This is a genomic window from Marinobacter manganoxydans MnI7-9 (assembly GCF_000235625.1).
GTDB classification, from domain to species: domain Bacteria; phylum Pseudomonadota; class Gammaproteobacteria; order Pseudomonadales; family Oleiphilaceae; genus Marinobacter; species Marinobacter manganoxydans.
The window spans coordinates 75,200-94,024 of sequence record NZ_AGTR01000060.1 but is presented as its reverse complement, the minus strand read 5'-3'; the positions used below and the strand labels follow the sequence as shown (position 1 = coordinate 94,024).

At 57.3% G+C, this 18,825-nt stretch carries 18 protein-coding genes and 1 pseudogene; 12 read left to right on the top strand and 7 right to left on the bottom strand.

The genetic code is table 11. The features are described from left to right. Nucleotides 1-79: 79 nt before the first annotated feature. The 9 genes from ccoN to KYE_RS14470 all read left to right on the top strand — a co-directional run bounded on the left by ccoN (nucleotide 80) and on the right by KYE_RS14470 (nucleotide 8,771). Nucleotides 80-1,510 (top strand): cytochrome-c oxidase, cbb3-type subunit I, encoded by a 1,431-nt coding sequence (gene ccoN / locus KYE_RS14510; RefSeq protein WP_008174734.1) that lies wholly within the window; start codon nucleotides 80-82, stop codon nucleotides 1,508-1,510. 15 nt (nucleotides 1,511-1,525) lie between these two features. Then, nucleotides 1,526-2,134 (top strand): cytochrome-c oxidase, cbb3-type subunit II, encoded by a 609-nt coding sequence (ccoO, locus tag KYE_RS14505; RefSeq protein WP_008174732.1) that lies wholly within the window; start codon nucleotides 1,526-1,528, stop codon nucleotides 2,132-2,134. Nucleotides 2,135-2,137: 3 nt separating this feature from the next. After that, nucleotides 2,138-2,323 carry a CcoQ/FixQ family Cbb3-type cytochrome c oxidase assembly chaperone gene (locus tag KYE_RS14500; protein WP_008174730.1) on the top strand — a complete coding sequence of 62 codons (186 nt, stop codon included), beginning with the start codon at nucleotides 2,138-2,140 and terminating at the stop codon, nucleotides 2,321-2,323. Next, complete coding sequence (gene ccoP / locus KYE_RS14495; protein ID WP_008174728.1) at nucleotides 2,320-3,210, top strand: cytochrome-c oxidase, cbb3-type subunit III; 891 nt, start codon at nucleotides 2,320-2,322, stop codon at nucleotides 3,208-3,210. Before KYE_RS14500 ends, ccoP begins: the two co-directional genes overlap by 4 nt. Nucleotides 3,211-3,340: 130 nt before the next feature. Then, nucleotides 3,341-4,783: a cytochrome c oxidase accessory protein CcoG gene (ccoG, locus tag KYE_RS14490; RefSeq protein WP_008174726.1), complete on the top strand. Its 1,443-nt coding sequence runs from the start codon at nucleotides 3,341-3,343 to the stop codon at nucleotides 4,781-4,783. A gap of 44 nt (nucleotides 4,784-4,827) precedes the next feature. Next, nucleotides 4,828-5,343 (top strand): FixH family protein, encoded by a 516-nt coding sequence (locus KYE_RS14485; protein WP_008174725.1) that lies wholly within the window; start codon nucleotides 4,828-4,830, stop codon nucleotides 5,341-5,343. Continuing rightward, nucleotides 5,340-7,787, top strand: coding sequence for a heavy metal translocating P-type ATPase (locus KYE_RS14480; RefSeq protein ID WP_008174723.1), 2,448 nt, complete (start codon nucleotides 5,340-5,342; stop codon nucleotides 7,785-7,787). Before KYE_RS14485 ends, KYE_RS14480 begins: the two co-directional genes overlap by 4 nt. 37 nt (nucleotides 7,788-7,824) lie before the next feature. Next, the gene (gene ccoS / locus KYE_RS14475) at nucleotides 7,825-8,085 is read left to right on the top strand and encodes a cbb3-type cytochrome oxidase assembly protein CcoS (protein WP_039882065.1); all 261 of its coding nucleotides are present in this window, start codon (nucleotides 7,825-7,827) and stop codon (nucleotides 8,083-8,085) included. Next, nucleotides 8,082-8,771 (top strand): sulfite exporter TauE/SafE family protein, encoded by a 690-nt coding sequence (locus KYE_RS14470; RefSeq protein ID WP_008174720.1) that lies wholly within the window; start codon nucleotides 8,082-8,084, stop codon nucleotides 8,769-8,771. The genes ccoS and KYE_RS14470 overlap by 4 nt, the downstream gene beginning before the upstream one ends. A 4-nt stretch (nucleotides 8,772-8,775) precedes the next feature. Here KYE_RS14470 and ttcA read toward each other — a convergent pair whose 3' ends face one another. Continuing rightward, the gene (gene ttcA / locus KYE_RS14465) at nucleotides 8,776-9,690 is read right to left on the bottom strand and encodes a tRNA 2-thiocytidine(32) synthetase TtcA (protein WP_008174717.1); all 915 of its coding nucleotides are present in this window, start codon (nucleotides 9,688-9,690) and stop codon (nucleotides 8,776-8,778) included. Nucleotides 9,691-9,762: 72 nt separating this feature from the next. Between ttcA and KYE_RS14460 the strand changes: the two genes are divergently transcribed. Genes KYE_RS14460 through KYE_RS14450 form a run of 3 tightly spaced genes read left to right on the top strand, consistent with a single transcriptional unit; the run spans nucleotide 9,763 to nucleotide 12,178 of the window. Beyond that, nucleotides 9,763-10,407 (top strand): TetR/AcrR family transcriptional regulator, encoded by a 645-nt coding sequence (locus KYE_RS14460; RefSeq protein ID WP_008174716.1) that lies wholly within the window; start codon nucleotides 9,763-9,765, stop codon nucleotides 10,405-10,407. Between the two features lie 28 nt (nucleotides 10,408-10,435). After that, nucleotides 10,436-11,101, top strand: a complete 666-nt coding sequence (locus KYE_RS14455) for a DNA-J related domain-containing protein (RefSeq protein ID WP_008174712.1) — start codon at nucleotides 10,436-10,438, stop codon at nucleotides 11,099-11,101. Between the two features lie 45 nt (nucleotides 11,102-11,146). Beyond that, on the top strand, nucleotides 11,147-12,178 hold the full coding sequence (locus KYE_RS14450) for a polysaccharide deacetylase family protein (RefSeq protein WP_008174710.1): 1,032 nt from the start codon (nucleotides 11,147-11,149) through the stop codon (nucleotides 12,176-12,178). Nucleotides 12,179-12,182: 4 nt separating this feature from the next. On the opposite strand, the gene KYE_RS14445 is transcribed toward KYE_RS14450, so the two are convergent. The 6 genes and pseudogenes from KYE_RS14445 to KYE_RS14420 all read right to left on the bottom strand — a co-directional run bounded on the left by KYE_RS14445 (nucleotide 12,183) and on the right by KYE_RS14420 (nucleotide 18,817). Further along, a complete protein-coding gene (locus KYE_RS14445) occupies nucleotides 12,183-13,247 on the bottom strand; it encodes a MalM family protein (RefSeq protein WP_008174708.1) in 1,065 nt (354 codons plus the stop codon). A 63-nt stretch (nucleotides 13,248-13,310) separates the two neighbouring features. Then, nucleotides 13,311-14,936 carry an OmpP1/FadL family transporter gene (locus KYE_RS14440; protein ID WP_008174705.1) on the bottom strand — a complete coding sequence of 542 codons (1,626 nt, stop codon included), beginning with the start codon at nucleotides 14,934-14,936 and terminating at the stop codon, nucleotides 13,311-13,313. A 38-nt stretch (nucleotides 14,937-14,974) separates the two neighbouring features. After that, nucleotides 14,975-15,985 (bottom strand): hypothetical protein, encoded by a 1,011-nt coding sequence (locus KYE_RS14435; RefSeq protein WP_008174703.1) that lies wholly within the window; start codon nucleotides 15,983-15,985, stop codon nucleotides 14,975-14,977. Between the two features lie 54 nt (nucleotides 15,986-16,039). Next, a complete protein-coding gene (locus KYE_RS14430; RefSeq protein ID WP_008174701.1) occupies nucleotides 16,040-16,840 on the bottom strand; it encodes a C39 family peptidase in 801 nt (266 codons plus the stop codon). Nucleotides 16,841-17,043: 203 nt separating this feature from the next. Further along, nucleotides 17,044-18,160: pseudogene (locus KYE_RS14425) on the bottom strand (SLC13 family permease). A 51-nt stretch (nucleotides 18,161-18,211) separates the two neighbouring features. Next, entirely contained in the window at nucleotides 18,212-18,817 is a 606-nt protein-coding gene (locus tag KYE_RS14420; RefSeq protein WP_008174699.1) for a DUF2238 domain-containing protein, read from the bottom strand. Between the last annotated feature and the right edge of the window lie 8 nt (nucleotides 18,818-18,825).

Genomic DNA, 18,825 nt, shown 5'->3' with positions numbered 1-18,825 from the left:
CTGAGTCATTGCAAACAGCTAATCGTTTCTCCATACTTGCGCCCGCATATTTCCCCACTTTAAACCCATTGGTAAGGCTATGAGCACAGTAAATGCAAACCTGACATACAACTACAAGGTGGTGAGACAATTCGCCATCATGACAGTGGTATGGGGTATTGTAGGTATGGCGCTGGGTGTGCTGATCGCAGCACAGCTGGTCTGGCCGTCCCTCAACCTCGACCTGCCCTTTACCCACTTCGGCCGTCTCCGGCCGCTGCATACCAACGCCGTTATTTTCGGCTTTGGTGGAAGTGCCCTGTTTGCTACCTCCTATTATGTCGTTCAGCGCACGTGCCAGGCTCGACTGATTTCGGATAGCCTGGCTGCGTTCACTTTCTGGGGCTGGACGGCGATCATTGTCGCGGCAGCCATTACCCTGCCATTGGGCCTTACCACGTCGAAGGAATACGCCGAACTGGAGTGGCCGATCGATATCGCCATTGCGGTCGTCTGGGTGACGTACGCTCTGGTGTTCTTCGGAACCATCATGAAACGGGCCACACCGCATATCTATGTGGCTAACTGGTTCTATGGCGCCTTTATCCTGACCGTTGCAGTGCTTCATATCGGGAATAACATGGCGCTGCCAGCCGGTGCGTTCAAGTCCTACTCTGCCTATGCGGGCGTTACCGACGCCATGATGCAGTGGTGGTATGGACATAACGCAGTAGGCTTCTTCCTGACCGCAGGTTTCCTGGGCATGATGTACTACTTCGTTCCCAAGCAGGCCAATCGTCCGGTCTACTCCTATCGCCTGTCGATCGTTCACTTCTGGGCCCTGATCGCAACCTATGTATGGGCCGGCGGCCACCACCTGCACTACTCCGCCCTGCCGGACTGGGCACAGACAGCCGGCATGGTGATGTCCCTGATTCTGCTCGCACCTTCTTGGGGTGGCATGATCAACGGCATGATGACTCTGTCAGGCGCATGGCACAAACTGCGCACTGACCCGATTCTGCGCTTCCTGGTGGTTTCCCTGTCGTTTTACGGCATGTCCACCTTCGAAGGTCCGATGATGTCCATCAAGACCGTGAACGCACTCTCCCACAACACTGACTGGACCATCGGCCACGTTCACTCCGGTGCTCTGGGCTGGGTAGCCATGATCAGTATCGGCGCGGTTTATCACCTGGTACCGAAGCTTTGGGGACTCCAGGGCATGTACAGCACAGCGATGATCAACGTGCACTTCTGGCTCGCCACTGTGGGCACCGTACTGTACATCGTTGCAATGTGGGTTAACGGCATCATGCAGGGCCTGATGTGGCGTGCGGTTAACGAAGACGGCACGCTGACCTACAGCTTCGTTGAATCTCTTGAGGCATCCTACGCTGGCTACTTCGTCCGGTTCCTCGGCGGCGTCATCTTCCTGTCAGGCATGCTGATCATGGCTTACAACGTGTACATGACCGTGCGTCAGAAAGATGCGGTTGCGCAAGATAACGCGGCAACTCAGCCGGCGTAACGGGAGAGAGATCAGATGAAACACGAAATTGTCGAAAAAAATATTGGTCTGATGATCGTACTGATCATCCTGACCATCAGTGGCGGCTTTCTGGCCGAAGTAGTGCCTCTGTTTTTCCAGAAAGAAGTTAACGAGCCGGTAGAGGGGCTTGAGCCCCTGTCAGCGCTCGAACTGGAAGGCCGGGACATCTACATCCGCGAAGGCTGCCATGTGTGCCATACCCAACAGATCCGCCCGTTCCGGGCGGAAACCGAGCGGTATGGCCACTACTCCGTTGCGGGCGAGTTTGTTTATGACCGCCCGTTCCTGTGGGGCTCCAAGCGCACCGGTCCGGATCTGGCCCGTGTTGGCGGACGCTACTCCGATGCCTGGCAGCGCCAGCATCTGTACGACCCGCGCAGCGTAGTGCCTGAATCCAACATGCCGGCATTCCCCTGGCTGTTTGAAGACAAGGTCGACCACAGCAAGACCGCTGCCAAGCTGGAGACACTTCAGACTCTGGGCGTGCCCTACACCGACGAGCAGATTGCCGAAGCAGCCGCTCAGGTGGAAGGTAAATTCGAAATCGAAGCGCTGGTCGCGTACCTGCAACAGCTGGGTACTGTGATTTCAGACAGACGGTGAACCATGGATATTAATGAGTTACGCGGCATTCACACACTTCTGGTAATGGCGGTTTTCCTGGGAATCGTCTGGTGGGCCTACAGCGCCCACCGCAGGAAGGCCAACGACGAGGCAGCTCACCTGCCCTTCGACGATGACGACGTGGAAAAGCGTACGCTCGAACAGGAAAAAACGGAGAAAAAAGAATGAGTACCTTTTGGAGCATCTGGATCAGTGTGATCGTGCTCGGTACCGTGTTCGGCTGCTGGTGGCTGCTTTGGGCAACCCGCAAGAGCCAGACAACCGATACCGAAACCGACCGCACCATGGGCCATTCCTTTGATGGCATTGAGGAATACGATAACCCACTGCCAAAGTGGTGGTTTTACCTGTTCCTGGCCACTTGTGTTTTCGCCCTCGGTTACCTGGCCCTCTACCCGGGACTGGGCAACTATAAGGGTCTGCTTGGCTGGACTTCCACTAATCAGTGGGAAGCAGAGGTCGCCGAGGCCGAGGAAAAATACGGCCCGATATACGCCCAGTACGGTGAGACTCCGGTTCCCGAACTGGCCGAGAACAGCGATGCCATGAAAATAGGCCAGCGTCTGTTCGCCAACAACTGTGCGGTTTGCCACGGCTCTGCCGCTCGTGGCCAGGTTGGCTTCCCCAACCTGACCGACGACGATTGGCTGTGGGGCGGAACACCGGAAGCAATCCTGGAAACCTTGCACAATGGCCGTATGGGTAATATGCCGGCCAAGGGCACCATGCCCGGCATGACCAACGAGCAGGTGGATCAGGTTGTGAACTATGTTCTGAGCTTCAGCGGTCGGGAAAAAGACGCCGAAGCTGCCAAAGCCGGCGAACAGGTTTACGCTCAGGCCTGTGTGGCCTGTCATGGCCCCGAGGGCAAAGGCATGGAGGCCATGGGCGCCCCCAACCTGACGGACAACACCTGGCTCTATGGTTCAACCTACGAGTGGATCAGGGAGACCGTCGTGCACGGCCGCCAGAACCAGATGCCTGCACAGGATCGTCTGCTTTCAGACGATCAGATTCAGATTCTCGCGGCTTACGTCTACAGCCTCTCGAACTGAGTCAGCCGGCCGGGGTGAAGAGCCCCGGCCCGGTCTTTTCAACCCTGTGCCTGCGCCGCGGGCACAGGCTTGAAAAGATCAGCAGCCTAACGGCCTGTTGCCCCGCATTACCATTTCCCTGGAGGTAACGATGAGCAGTGAGATCCCGGTCAAACAGGTTGACCCGTCCTCTGACCCGTCCTCTGACCCCTCCGACAACAACAATAAATCCGGAACCGTCGAGCTATACGCCAGCCGTAAGAAGATTTACGTCAAGGAAGTCAAAGGCTTCTTCCAACGCATCCGGAATGTCAGCCTGACGCTGCTGATGGGCATGTACTTTGCGTTTGTGTGGTTCACCCTGGACGGGCAACCACTCATTCATTTTGACCTTCCCGCCCGTGAGTTCCATTTATACGGGGCCACCTTTTACCCGAAAGATTTCATCCTGCTCTCGGGGATGCTGATTATCTGTGCCTTTGGCCTGTTTTTCATTACCACGCTGTTTGGCAGGGTCTGGTGTGGCTACACCTGCCCCCAGACCGTCTGGACCTTCATCTTCATGTGGGTTGAGGAGCGCATTGAAGGCAGCCGCAACAAGCGCATGAAACTGGACAAGGCGCCCAGCTCGGCAAACAAAGTCGCGAAAAAATCCGCCAAGCATACGGTCTGGTTTCTGATCGCACTGGCTACCGGGCTGACATTTGTCGGCTATTTCTATCCGATTCGCGAGCTGATCGCGGATCTGTTCACCCTGCAGGCCAACGGCTGGGCCTATTTCTGGGTCGGCTTCTTCACCGTTGCCACCTACCTCAACGCCGGCTGGATGCGAGAGCAGGTGTGTCTTTACATGTGCCCCTATGCCCGCTTCCAGTCGGTGATGTTTGACCCCAACACTCGCGTGGTTTCCTACGATCCGAATCGTGGCGAGCCCAGGGGCGGCCGCAAAAAAGGCGTGGATCCGGCCGAGGCCGGTCTGGGCGACTGTATCGACTGCGGCCAGTGTGTTCAGGTATGTCCTACGGGCATTGATATCCGGGACGGCCTTCAGTACGAATGTATCGGCTGTGCGCTGTGCATTGATGCCTGTGACGAGATCATGGACAAGATGAATTACCCGAGGGGGCTGATCCGTTACACCACGGAGAATGAACTTGAAGGCAAGACCTCCAAACTCCTGCGACCAAGAACCTTCGGTTATGGCGCGGTGCTGTCACTGATGATTGCCGCGATTATCTTCACCATCGCCACCCGTGTGCCAGCCCAGATGGATGCTCTTCGGGATCGCGGTGCTCTTTACAGTTTCAATGGCGAGGGGCGGATTGAGAACTCCTACACCCTAAAAATCGCCAACATGACCGAAGTTCCCCAAACCTTCACTCTGTCAGTGACTGGCCTGGAGGGGATCCGGATCCTGACGGACACTTCGGTAACCGTTGAAAGTGGTGAAAACCGCTCACTGCCGACCGTAGTCGACGTGCCGCCGGAATCCATCACCGAATCCAATAACGATATCCTGTTCAGGGCACAATCCGAGACCGATTCTTCGCTGAGCCTTGAAACTGAAAGCCGATTTGTCGGTCCAACGCGCTGATCGTCGATCGTGCAGCACTGACCGTTTGAATGAGACATTGATTTATGACTACTGAAACACCCGTAGCACCCTGGTACCGCCAACCCTGGTTCTGGTTCCTGCTGATTTTTCCGGGGGCGTCCATCATTTACTGCGCCGTTGCCATCACTATCGCTGTCAGCACAGAAAATGCGATGGTCACCGACGACTGGTCCAAAGAAGGGCGCGGAATTAACATGTCCATAGCAAGAGACCAGAAGGCGGAAGATCTCGGTATGGAGGCCCAGATTGATTTCCAGAGCAAAAATATCACCGTCAACCTGAACACCGTTGAGGGTCCGGCGGATTTCCCGTATCTGATCCTGAACCTGTTCCATCCAACGCTTTCCGACAAGGATCGCACTGTTCAATTCCAGCAAATCGCTCCAGGGCGCTTTGCCGGTAAGCTCCTCAATGACATAGACGGCCGCTGGTACTACGATCTACGGGGTCCAGCTAACGAGTGGCGATTAAAAGGCGAAGCCTGGCTGCCAGCTGAAGACGGAATTACAGTCAAGGCCGGGGGGTCTGCCCAAGGTTGACCAGGCTGGATTGCTTTCACTGCGGTGAGCCAGCGGACGGTGAGCCGCCCATCACCCTCGAGCTCGAAGGTTCTACCCGTCACTTCTGCTGCCAGGGCTGCAAAGCGGTGTGCCAGACCATTCGCAGCGAGGGTCTCGCCGGGTTCTATGATTTCCGGACCAAACCGGCCGTTACCCCAAAGCAGCTGACCCCGGCGGAACTGAACCGAATCAGAGAGCTTGATCACCCTCTGGTTCAGGAGTCGTTTGTTGCACCGGTAAAAGGCGCACAGGAAGCGCAACTGCTGATTGGTGGCATCACCTGTGCCGCCTGTATCTGGCTGCTTGAAAACCATATGAAGCAGCAGCCCGGTGTCGACTCCTTCTCGGTAAACCATACCACCCAACGTGCGCGCCTGGTGTGGTCCCCGGATCAGGTTCGGCTGAGTGACCTGCTGATCGCGATCCACGAGCTCGGCTACACCGCCCGCCCCTACCAGGCAGACGAGGCGGAACAGGCGCTCAAGGCCGAGCATCGGTCCATGCTCATCCGCCTCGCCATTGCCGGAATCGGTTCGTTCCAGAGCATGATGCTGGCGTTTCCCCTTTATTTCGAACTGGTCAGCGAGCTGTCGCCCGAGTTCGTCAGCTTCTTTCGCTGGTTCAGCCTTCTGGTCGCTACCCCCGTGGTGCTCTTCAGCGCTGCACCTTTTTTCCGCAATGCCCAACGGGATATCCGCAGCCGGCATCTGACCATGGATGTGCCGGTTGCCATTGCCATCGGACTCGCCTACCTCGCCAGCGCGTGGGTAACCGTCTTTGGCGGCGAGGAAGTGTACTTTGAGTCCGTTTGCATGTTCACCTTTTTCCTCCTGCTCGGGCGCTACATTGAAGTTCAGGCCCGCTACCGGGCAGGCCTGACAGGCAATGCGCTTGCAGGGTTTCAGCCGACCGTCGCCACACTGGTCCAGGGCGATACTACCGACATTATCCCTGCCCATAAGATCCGGCCAGGCGATATCGTTCGTGTGCGCCCCGGCGAAACCCTGCCCGTCGATGGCGAGATTGTGCGGGGAGAATCAACCCTGAACGAAGCAGCCTTAACCGGGGAATACCTCCCTGAAACCCGCCATCCCGGGGATACTGTCCACGCCGGGAGCGTAAACGGGGAAAATCCGCTCGATGTCAGGGTGGTCAAGGCCGGCACCCAGACACGGCTCTCAGGCATTCTGCGAGTGCTGGACCGCGTGCAGTCGGAAAAACCGCGCGTTGCAATGATGGCCGACAGGATGGCCGGAAAATTCGTCGGGCGGGTTCTGATTCTGGCACCAGTTGTCTGGATAGGCTGGTGGCTGGCCGGTGCCGACAACGCCTTCGACATCACACTTTCTGTTCTGGTGGTGACGTGTCCCTGCGCGCTCTCCCTGGCGACACCGACTGCCATTACCTCGGCAACAGTCAGGCTCCGGCGGCTTGGTTTTCTCCCGACTCGGGGGCATACCCTTGAATCAATGAACACGATTGACACCGTGGTCTTCGATAAAACCGGGACACTCACACGGGGCGAGCTCAGCCTGGCCGGCACCACAATCGTTGGCAGCATGGATGAGCAGACTTGCCTCAAGCTTGCCGCGGGCCTGGAGAAATACTCCGAGCACCCCATAGCCAAAGTATTTCACCGTCGAACCACTGCTGCGGTCGAACATGTGGAAAATCACATTGGCGGTGGGCTTTCAGGCCGGCTGGGAGACCTGCAGCTGTTCATCGGCCACAGGGGGTTTGTCGAACAACATACCACCGCGCCAGCGCCACAAAAGGATCCGCATCAGGGTATGGAAATCTGGCTGGCCTCTGACCACGAGTGGCTGGCCTGTTTCAGGCTCGACGACCAGCCCCGTGACGATGCCCGGGCAGCCATCAAAGCTCTTCAGGATTCCGGCATTCGCACCCTGCTCCTCAGTGGCGACCGTTCCGGGCATGTAAACCAGGTGGCAGACATACTGGGCATTGACGAGGCTATCGGACAAGCCTCCCCAGAAGATAAACTGGCTGTGCTGGAGAAGCTGCAAGCCGAGGGCCGGCAAATTATGATGGTGGGCGACGGTCTGAACGATCTGCCCTCTATGGCTGGCGCCGGAATTTCGGTGGCCATGGGCACGGCTGCCGACCTGACCCAACTGAAAGCTGATGCAGTACTGCTGAATGGTCAATTGCTGCAATTGGTCGAAGCCCTTAAAACCAGTCGCCAGACCCAGCGCATCATCCGCCAGAATCTATGGTGGGCTCTCATATACAATGTGCTGGCGCTTCCCCTGGCCGCGGCCGGAATGGTCCCACCCTGGCTGGCAGCAATTGGCATGTCTCTCAGCTCTCTGGTGGTCGTTCTGAATGCGCTGCGGCTTGGCAAGGCACCGAGCCGGAAGAGTCAGGACAATCTCGCGGTTGGCGCCCAGGCGTTGTCCTGATACCGTGAACTTCTAATATTTTCTGCGAGGTTGCACCGTGCAAATCGTCATGTTTCTGGTCCCGGTGATGCTCATACTGGTGGCGGTAGGCGTCGCCCTGTTCACATGGTCGGTCAAGAACGGTCAGTACGATGATCTCGAAGGCCCGGCGCATCGGATACTTTACGATGACGACAAGGATATGATCCCGGACGACGCTCGCACCGACAAACCGGCTGCCGGGGAGCCAACCCCGGAGCAAACAGCTGAAGTCAGCGATACCGCTGATACGGGTGAGGATAAGTCCCAAAAAGGATGAATCCGGAACTCTACCTCAGTTACCCGAGCGCCTTCCTGATCGGATTGCTAGGCAGCACGCACTGCCTCGGCATGTGCGGCGGCATCAGCGCTTCCCTCTCAATGGCACTGCCTGTAGGCCGGGGTTTCCGGGTACGACAGACGGTCATGCTGCTGGCGTTCAACTTTGGGCGCATCGGTAGCTATGTGCTGATCGCCACACTGGTCGCGCTGGCCAGTACCACGGCGGCCAGTCAGTGGAGCACGGCCGGTCTTGTGCTTCGCAGCCTGGCCGGGGTTTTGCTGATCTTCATGGGATTATCCATGGGGCAATGGTGGCAGGGTATTCGTTACGTCGAACGGGTCGGCGCTCCAGTCTGGGCTCGTCTCTCTCCCCTGACCCGTCGCTTCCTGCCGGTAAATCACGGAGGACAGGCGCTCGCCCTCGGAGCACTCTGGGGCTGGCTGCCCTGCGGACTGGTATACAGCACGCTCGGTTGGGCAGCATTGCAACCGACAGTGGGCTCGGCCGCGCTGACCATGCTGTTTTTCGGGCTCGGCACGCTTCCCTCCATGTTGGCCACGGGTTTCGCGGCCAACTGGATCCGGGGTTTACAGAGCCATCAACTGTTCCGGAAGGTGACCGGCGGCCTGCTTATCCTGTTCGGACTCTGGACACTGCCTTTCCTGCATCTGGCCGGACACTAGCCGGCTAGATATTCAGGACATCCAGGCGACCGAAGTCAGTTGCGGTCTCGGGTTCAGCCGTCTGTACGGCCTGGCGCTTGCCACCGAGGCGCTTGCCTTCCTTGAAATCGTAGAGATTGGTATCCGCCAGGTGCGAGGGTTCCACATTGCACATGGCCCGGAACATGGTTTCCAACCGGCCGGGGTGCTGCTTGTCCCAGCTCTGGAACATGTCCTTGATAACCTGGCGCTGCAAGTTCTCCTGTGAACCACACAGGTTGCAGGGAATAATGGGAAACTCTCTCAGACCGGCGTAGCGGGCGATATCTTTTTCCCGGCTGTAGGCCAGCGGCCGGATAACGGTATTGCGGCCATCATCACTGTGCAGAACTGGCGGCATGGATTTCAGTTTGCCGCCATAGAACATGTTCAGGAACAGGGTTTCCAGCAGATCGTCCCTATGGTGACCGAGCGCAATCTTGGTTACTCCGTGCTCTTCGGCGAAATTATAGAGAATTCCGCGACGTAGCCGGCTACACAGACCGCAGGTAGTCTTCCCTTCGGGGACTTTTTCCTTAACAATACTGTAAGTGTCCTTTTCGATGATGTGGTACTCGATACCCATGGAGGACAGGTACTCGGGCAACACCTCTTCCGGGAAACCGGGCTGTTTCTGGTCAAGGTTGACGGCAATCAGCTCGAACGAGACAGGCGCGCTCTTCTGCAGGTTAAGCAGGATATCGAGCATGGCGTAAGAGTCTTTTCCGCCGCTGAGGCAGCACATGACTTTGTCACCGGCCTCAATCATCGAAAAATCGGCAATCGCCTGCCCGACTTCGCGGCGCAGACGTTTCTGCAGCTTGTTCAACTCCAGCTTCTGGCGGCGCTCCCGCTCTGAGTTGAGGGATTGTTCGGCACTGGCGATCATTGCTTCGGACATACCAACTACGTTCATAAGGCAAGTGGACGTGGGATTATACGCGTCACATGGATTCAGGGACAGGATACCAACATGGATACGTTGCAATCGAGTGAAGAAGCCGCTGGTAAACGGGAACAGAACCGCATCCGGAACCGCAGGGCAATCCTGCATGCCGCCCGGGAGTGTTTTCGCGAGCGGGGGTACGAAAACTCAACCATCCGCGACATCGTTCGGCGAACGGGTCTTGCAGCCGGCACCTTCTACAATTATTTCTCAAGCAAGCAGGATATTTTCGCGGCTTTGCTTACCGACTTCCTGACCAATCTGAACAACAATCTCAGCCAACAGCGGCGGGCAGCCGACAATCCTGAGGATTTCATCCACTACGCCTACCTGGCCCTCTATACCGCGACCGCCCGGGATCCGCTGGTGTATGAACTCGCTCACCGCAATGACCGGGCACTTCGGGAACTGTTCGGTTCGGATATTCTCGGCCTGGCCATGTTATCTCTGGAAGAAGATGTTCGCGAGGCGATGGAACGCGGGCTTCTTCCCCGGATTGAGTACGAGTACCTGTGCGCCGCTTTTTTCGGCGTCGCCTACGAGACCAGCCTGACGCTGGCAAGGCGCGCCCACAGCAACCCGGAGTCGGCGGATGCGGAAGCGTTAACGGCGACCCGGTTCTCCACCGCCCTGTTCATGGGTGGACTTCCGCAGGTGGCCGCACTTCCCTGATGGGCCGCAGTGCCCTAACATGAGTCCTATGACAGACAGCCATTCTCCCATCAATGCTTCTCATCCCAGGACTGTGGATGATGATGACTGCCTGGAGCAGCAGATTCAGCACCTGCTGGTGGCCGTTGAGCACGAACTCAGATCGGCACCGGCGGGCTTGAATGAATTATCGCTGATCAAGGCGCTTCAGAGACCGCCCTGGGAACTGCTTGGACAGGTTGTTTTCAGCGAACCGGAAAAACTCTATCCGGTGCATTTTCTGTTGTTTCACGTGCTCTACCGTCTTCGTGACCAGTTATCCGAAACCGGCGAGAGCCTGAAAATTTCGCCCTTGAGCATCCGGATCGAGTCACAGTCGGTGGTCGGTGGCGAAGGGGTTCCGGACAGTGTCGACACACTTCGTCAATTCTATCTGGATCTTTCCCAGTACCGTCTGCCGGAGGAAGCCATTCAACAGATGGTGAATGATTTCTGGGCAGGTGCTCCAGGCCAGGCACCGGCGCAATCCGAAGCCAGGGAAGCCGCCGAAGTACTGGGATTTCAGGCTGTCCCTACAGACTTTCCAACGGTCAAACAGCGATTCCGCCGGGCGGTCATGCACGCTCACCCGGACCGCGGCGGCAAGACCGAAACCATTCAGCATCTCAATCAGGCCTTTGCGGTACTGAAAGCCCACTTCCGTCACAGCATCTGACCGGCCTTTTCGATCTGGCCAGGGCCGATAAATACAGGAGACGATATGCCGCTCACAGCATTCCTGAAACTTTCCCTTCTCGTCGCGATTACGGCGACCGCCATCTCAGCCCGCGCTGACCTCGTTGTCCTGCAGTATCATCATGTCAGTGATTCAACGCCGCCCGCTACCAGCACGTCTGTGTCTCTTTTCGAGGGCCAGCTGAACATGATCTCGGATCTGGAGCTGGACGTTGTGGATCTACAGCAAGGCACCGAAACAACGCTGGCCGGTACCGATGGGCAAGGTAATCACATCGCCATTACCTTTGATGACGCCTACGACTCCGTCTACCATACGGCGGCTCCACTGCTGGCCGAAAAGGCCTACCCCTACACGATTTTTGTAAATACGGAAGCCGTTGGCCGAACCGGCTACATGGCCTGGGATCAGATTCGGGAGTTGGCCGAACGACCGGGCGTAACCATTGCCAACCACAGCGCTGACCATGGGCATCTTGCCCGTAAACCGAACGAAAGTCAGAGTGACTGGCAAGCCAGGGTTACCAGCAGTCTCGACTCAGCCCAGGGGACCCTCTCCAGGGAATTGAAGGCGCCTGCACCCATGTTTGCGTACCCTTACGGCGAGTTTGACGAAGCACTGGAGCGCAAAGTGGCCGAGCGGGGCTGGTACGGTTTTGGCCAGCAATCCGGCGCCATCGGCCAACAAACCGAGAAAACCCGATTGCCGCGTTTTCCGATGGCAAACGCCTACGGCCAGTTGGGGAGCCTTGAGAACAAACTTCGCAGCAAAGCCTTCCCTGTTGATACCGGCGAGCTGCCGGACGGGGTGATCTCGGAGAATCCGCCCACCCTGGTTTTCCCGCTGGTTGAACCCATTGATGCCAACCGGTTGACCTGCTTTGCCTCCGGTCAGGGACGTATCGACTTTGACGTGACTGATGGCAATGTGGAAGTAAAGGCCCCTGAGGCCTTCAATAGCCGGCGATTCCGCTACAACTGCACCCACCCTGCGGGCGATGGCAGTTACTACTGGCTATCCCAGCAGTGGCTGGACCTGAGCAAACCTGAAGACTGAACCCTCACCCCTCCACCTGCATCAGGCCAATTTCACCGTGCCTGATGTGAGGAATTTTCTCGGGGCCGGCACGGGTCTCTATAACGGTCTGGCCCTCCAGGTCCTGCTCTCGGGTAAACAGGACAAGCCAACGCTCTCCCTGGCCCGGAAAAGCAGGAACCCATGCTTCCAGATAGCCGCGCCGGTGCCAGTTCTCGGGGGTAAAATCCATAACCAGGTCTGTTACCAGTCTTAACGGCGCCATCTTCTCATCGAGAAACACCAGGGAGGGCACCACCACCCCGTCTTTGGCATAGGAGCGCAGGCGTATGACAAGACTGCCGTGCTTATCCGCGTCCGGAAGTGCAATCAGTTGATAGGGGCTGGTTCCGGTAAGAAACGGATATGTAGCTGAACGATCCGAGAGGGTAACGCCAAACTCCCGTCCCGATTGCCACCCTTGTCGACTGGCGGCATCCATGGAATCGCAACAGGTCGCTGAAAACCGGGCAAAGAAATCGTCTGTTGAAGCCTCAATGCCCAGGATGGCAAAGGCGTCCGGATCATAGCCCTCTACCGGAGCCTGGCCTGCACCATCGGGACCTGAATGGTAAACGCTGGCTTCGGTGATCTGAACGGGTGGCTCCACCAGCCCTTTCTCAAGATCAGAGCGGATGTCCGGCCGGTAATAGCTGACCCGGACATTGCCCTCGGCGTCTCGCCAGGTGAAATAGGGTTGCCGCTCCCCCGGCCGAACGTAGCCATCTTTTTCAAGCTCGCCGGCATCCGGGTAGTTTTCGAGTGTGTACTCGGTGTTTTCCTGCGGCCCTGACTCCGGGCTCGCCCCACTATCTGACTGCACCGGGTGTTTCTCGGATTCCGGATCGCGCTGCTCTTCAGCTACCTCTATAGCTACCTCTTCAACTACCTCTGCAGACTCACGATTCAAGTCTTTCTGCTCGGCTCCGGTTATCGGTGAGTATCGAACCCTGCCCTGCTCGTCTACCCACGTGAAATAACCTTCCCGTTCCGACACCGTAGACCCGCCAATCTGGCAGCCTCCGAGAACTGCTGCCAGAGAAAGGCACAAGGCTGATTTCCGTAAAGAGCCGTTAATCACTGCGAATGACTACCCTCTGGTCAATGGCACCACTCAGAACTTGGTCCGGAAACTGAGGCCCGCCATCACAACCCGTAGCGAGGTTTTGACATCCAGGCCTGCATAGGGGTTGTAGATAATGTTGGTGATGTTGTCGCAGTTCAGATTACAGCTGGTGTCCGCGGGAATCGACTCCACCGAATGAAGATAACTGAGATTCATGTCAATTTCGGTGTCCTTATCCCACTGGTACCCCATACCGATGCTGTAGAGGTTTGCCCCACCAAATGGCGCCATAACCTGTCGCTGATCATCCGGGATAACCGAATCCCGTATTTCCACGCCAGCACGCAGGTCCAGACGGGAAGACGCATGAAACTCCATGCCAAACGCCCAGTTCCACTGGCTCTTGAAACCCAGGGGCAACCTCAGGGTATTCGGCGTGGCATTGTCCGGCGACAGGATCCGGGCCGCATTGAGAAACTCCAGATTACGATCAAACCGGAAAACAAAGGCGTCCCACTGTTTGTAATCGGTCCAGCCAATGTCGGCGTTGAGGGTCAGTTTCGGATGCACGTCAACACTGATACCAGTCTGGAAGTGCTGGGGATACACCAGATCCATACTGACGTTGCCGGATTCCTTGGGCGCACCGGACGGAAGACTCAGGATCGCCGAGGTAATCGCACCCAGCACCGATCCGTTAACGCTCTGCCAGAAGCCGGACCAGTCATCGGTGTACTGGATTTCGAAGGTGCCCTTCATGTTCATTTCAGCTTCAGAGGTATAGCTCGCCCCCCAGCTGAACCAATCAGTTGGCTCCCACATCACCCCTAGTGCATAGGTGGGTGACAGGGTTTCCTGAACGTTGATACTCAGAGCACCGATATCGTCCCAGGGACCGACATTACCGCCACAAAGCGCTAGCCAGGGCTGCAGGGGCTCGTCACCACTCTCGCAGTTGAATGCGTCCTGCAGAACTTCAGCCACCCCCAGCAGCAGGTTGGGCGCCCGCATGTACTGGTCTGCCGCGATTCCCATATGGGACAGGTGGATACCGGCACCCACGGACCAGTCGTCATTGATTTCATAACCGACCGTGGGTGAGAGATAAGTCGTGCGCTGCAGCGCCGTGGCCTGGGGCTGGTAACGGCCAGGGTCATCCTTATCACGGTAGAAACCGGCTGCCAACGGCAGGTAAAAGGCATTCCCGAAGGTCAGTTTGGAGCCCGGCGGGTTGATACTGATACCTGCTGACGGCGCCAGGGCCGGTCCCGGGGGCGCGCGGAGAATACCGTAACCCGGCAGATACAGGGCCACGTTGTTGGTATGGCTGCGGGTATTGGCAACCGGGTCCCGCTGCTTTCCGGTCAGTGGATCCGTTTCAAGGCCGTCGATACCGAAAATCTCATAGCCTTCCGGTGCCGTGAAATCCGCGTCAATGTCCAGATAGACGCTCATCAGATTCACTTCCAGCTGACGCCCGTCCAGTTTGGTCAGGCCAGCAGGATTGTAGTGAATCGCCATGATCCCGGGCGGATCGGCGGTCACGGCGTTGCCAAGTGCCAGTGCCTTGGGATGAATGGTCAGGTTCTGCGCCAGCTGGGCCTGGGCACCGCAAGAAAGGGTCGTGGCAACCAGTGCCGCGAGAATCTGACGGTTGTGGTTTCTCTGTCCCATGAAATCCTTCCCTTCCCGTAGATCGTCAACGACACCAATCACTCTTTGAGACCGGAGAAGTTAATGGGCAGGGAGACCCCCAGGGAGAAGTCCGGGGCATCCTCGGTAAGACCGATACCCAAACTCGTGTTTACAATGGTGGTATCACTGATACGGGTCCCCAGAGACATGCTCATAAACCCCGTCATCTGGTCCTGGGCGACGGCCTGGTCGCCATTCGTGAAGGTCAGGACGGTTTCGTCGCTGTAGCTGAGCTGGGCCGAGATGCTGAGAGAAATGTCGTAGGACAGGGAGTAGGCGAAACCGGCGGACCCGGAGAGCCCGAAGCCAGGGTCCACCTCTTCCAGAAGACGTGCACCACGCACCTGCTGCAGATCTTCAGCCGGCAAGTTATAGGTGGCGCTCACTGAGCCGAACACCACCACCGGATCCAGGACCTTGGACAGGCTCGCTCCACCCCCGATGGAATAGTAGCCACTGCCGGTGGACAGCTGCTCGTTGATGTCTATCTCGTAGGGGCTGACGCCGGTCTTTGTGGAGAGGGTTCCGAACAAGGTGGTCGACATCTTGCCTGGAACGTAGGCAAATGGCTGCCAGCGCCCGGTAAAAGAAATATCGCCAAAATCATAGATATTCAGCTCGTCCTGAGTGTCGTATTTGACGACCAGCGGAATACGGGTACCCACCGTCAGGTTGTCCAACAGGCCGTAATCGTAGGAAAAGGAATTGGTGAAGCTGTGGGTTGCCGACGGCACCACGTCCAGGTTTCTCACTGATCCATTGGTGATGGCCAGATCCAGCCGCTGGTCTGCCGTGTAGGAATAGTCGAACGAATAATTCAATGAATGGGAACCCTTCTTCTGCAGCGAATAGTTCTTCTCTGCAGCCTGGAACACCTCTTCAAGCTGTTGTGAAGCGTCCTCGTCTCCTTCCTGCTTGGCCAGCGCTTCCCGCGCCTGGTCCACACTCCCTTCCTGCGCCAGGGCCATGCCCGGAAGCAGACCTGCCGTGGAAACAAGGATAAAACCTCGCACAAACCAACGATTCATCCTGACTCCCTTATTTTATTTGTAGTGTTCCTGCCCCGGGGATTACCCGGCGAATTAGTTACGACGGTAGTGCAACTGCTTTCGGGTGTTTTCTACACTGCCGTCGGGATTGTTTTTCTGGCGTTCCAGCAGATTCTGGATCCGCCGCTGGGTGGACTCGTGAAACGCCGGTATCCTTTCCAGCGCCAGAAGGGTCATTGTCTGGTCATCCACAAAGCGAAGGTCTTCTTCCTTCAGCTCGAGGTTGTCCAGTGGCTTATCGCTGCCCGGGAAGACAATGAAGAGCACATTGTCGTCCCACTTTTCCTCGAACTGAGCCAGCGTGAAGGAGATATTCCCTAACGAGGGGTCTGCCAGATAGGCACGCCCGTCGCGAATCGTCCTCAACACCACGAAGTGTTTGAAACCCGCGTGATGGATGGGCACGATCGCCGGGTGATCAAGATCCTTGAGGTCATCAATCGTTGCCCGGAAGCCGCCTGAGGGATAACCGAGCGCTGTCACCAGTCGCTTCATATCCAGCATGGAAAAGGCGCGACGTTCCACGATACGTTCGCTTTCGCCGTAATGAAGCAGCCCCTCCATGACCTGACGTTCCGACAGGGTCCGACCCAGGTAGAAGTTCAGCACGGTGGTCAGCGCCGCGCTTCCACAGCTGTAGTCATAGGCCTGACGCACGATATTCCGGAACTTCTGTTCAACCAGAGGCTCCACCCTGACGTCGGAGCGCAATTCAACAGGACTGGAATCCACATCCTGCTCAATGACGATCTGGCCCTTCTCAAAAGGCTCCACCACGGTCGCTTCCTGCACCATGGTGAATGTAAGAATGGATCCAGCGAGCACCAGCAGCATGTCAGACGAAGTCCCTGTTTTTATTGGCCACGTTATTAAGCGGGTTACATGTTGTTACGGTAAGATACCGAAAAGCCTGCGCCCTTAAAGATAACTGTGCCTCAAATCTGTCGCTGCAGGAGGGGCCTTAGGAAGGGGATTTGAGAACTGTTTCATGACATGGATGGGAATCGGGAAGCAGGCCCGGTTGCCGGGCCTGCCGTTCAAAAGGTAAAGACCACGCCGAGTAACAGGTAGCTCAGGGCAGTTACCACGACAATGCCCATCAGATTGAGAGCAAACCCGGCTCTGATCATGTCGCTGATCTGCATGTGACCACTGGAGAACACGATGGCATTGGGTGGCGTGGCCACCGGCATCATGAAGGCACAGCTGGCCGCGATGGCGGCAGGCACAGTGAGTAGTAACGGTGACACGCCCTGACTCAGGGCCAGCGCCCCAGCAACGGCAGAAACGCCGCCGCGGTTGCGGTATTGCTGGTAACTTCGGTCAGAAAGATGATGATACCCGCCACCAGAACAATCATGACAAGGGTTGGCAGGGCGCCGGCCATGCCCAGCCCGAAGTCGCGCCGGGTCAGCCACCACCAGGCCAGGGCCAGCATGACAACCGTCACTGGAACCCCCAGCAACATCCATTGGGCAAAGCCCACAGAAATACCCTGGTTTTCGCTCAGGTAGGCCGCCAGCAAGGCATTTGGCGGTGTGCCGATAAGTGTGGCAATACCACCGATACTGGCGGAATAGGCGATAGCCAAAAGGAGGGCCGTGGCGTAACGCCGAATGCCCTCGGGATTGTCATTGCTGTTCATCATCGCCACCACCGACAGACCAATCGGCAGCATCATGATGGCTGTTGCAGTATTGCTGACCCACATGCTCAAAAACGCGGTTGCCAACATGAACCCGGCAATCTGCCGCCGGGGTTTACTGCCAACGGCCTTCAGCGTCATCAGGGCGATCCGGCGATGCAGGTTCCATCGCTGCATCGCAAGCCCGAGTGTGAAGCCCCCCCCCCCAGGAACAGGAAAATGATCGGATTGGCATAGGGCTCGGTGGCTTCACCAACCGTCCCGAGCCCGAGCGCGGGAACCAGCACGATTGGCAGCAAGGCAGTGGCGGGAATCGGAATGGCTTCGGTAGACCACCAGGTAGCCATCAGCAGCATCAACCCCAGCGCCGCCCAGGCTTCCGCGGCCATGGTTTCCGGAGGTGGGAGTATGATGGTTGCCAGCAGAAAGGCAGCCCCGAGGATCAGTCCAATGACCTGGCTGCGGGGCAGCCCCTCGGCCTGTTTGTCAGCGTTGAGCTCTTCGGACATACAGTTCTATTCCATCATTCAGACATTCAACATCAGCAGGCGGGCGAAACGTCAGAGCGCCTGAAGCTGGCGATCATGAAAACGCCCGAGCAGGATAAGAGCCAGAATGGCGCCGGACAAGGCCCAGGCCATATCCGACTGGGTATCCCAGACGTAGCCCTGTGTGCCCAGAAAGGCCTCGGCCGCTTCGTCACTGAGCAAGGCCACCCACCATTCAATCAGCTCGTAAAAGGCGCTTAGCGCCAGACAGAAACAGACGATGAAAAACGCCGCCCAGCGGCGACTGGAGAACACGTCGAAGCGAATGACCACTTCCCTGGCAATGATTGCCGGTATAAACCCCTGTGCCAGGTGGCCAAGCTTGTCGTAGTTATTGCGCTCCCAGTCAAACCAGTCCCGAAACCAGTCGAACAAAGGTACTTCCGCGTAGGTATAGTGCCCTCCAACCATCAGGATGACGGCGTGGACCAGAATCAGGAAATAGACAAGAGGCGTCAGGGGATAACGGAAGAAACACCAGACAACCAGCACAAAACCAATGACAGCGGGCAGGACTTCCAGCGCCCAGGTGGCCCGATCCCTGGGTCCGATGGCAGACCAGACAAAGACTGCAAGAAAGACCACCACCCAGACGGCGGGCGCAAATCGCAGGTTCATAGGTTTCC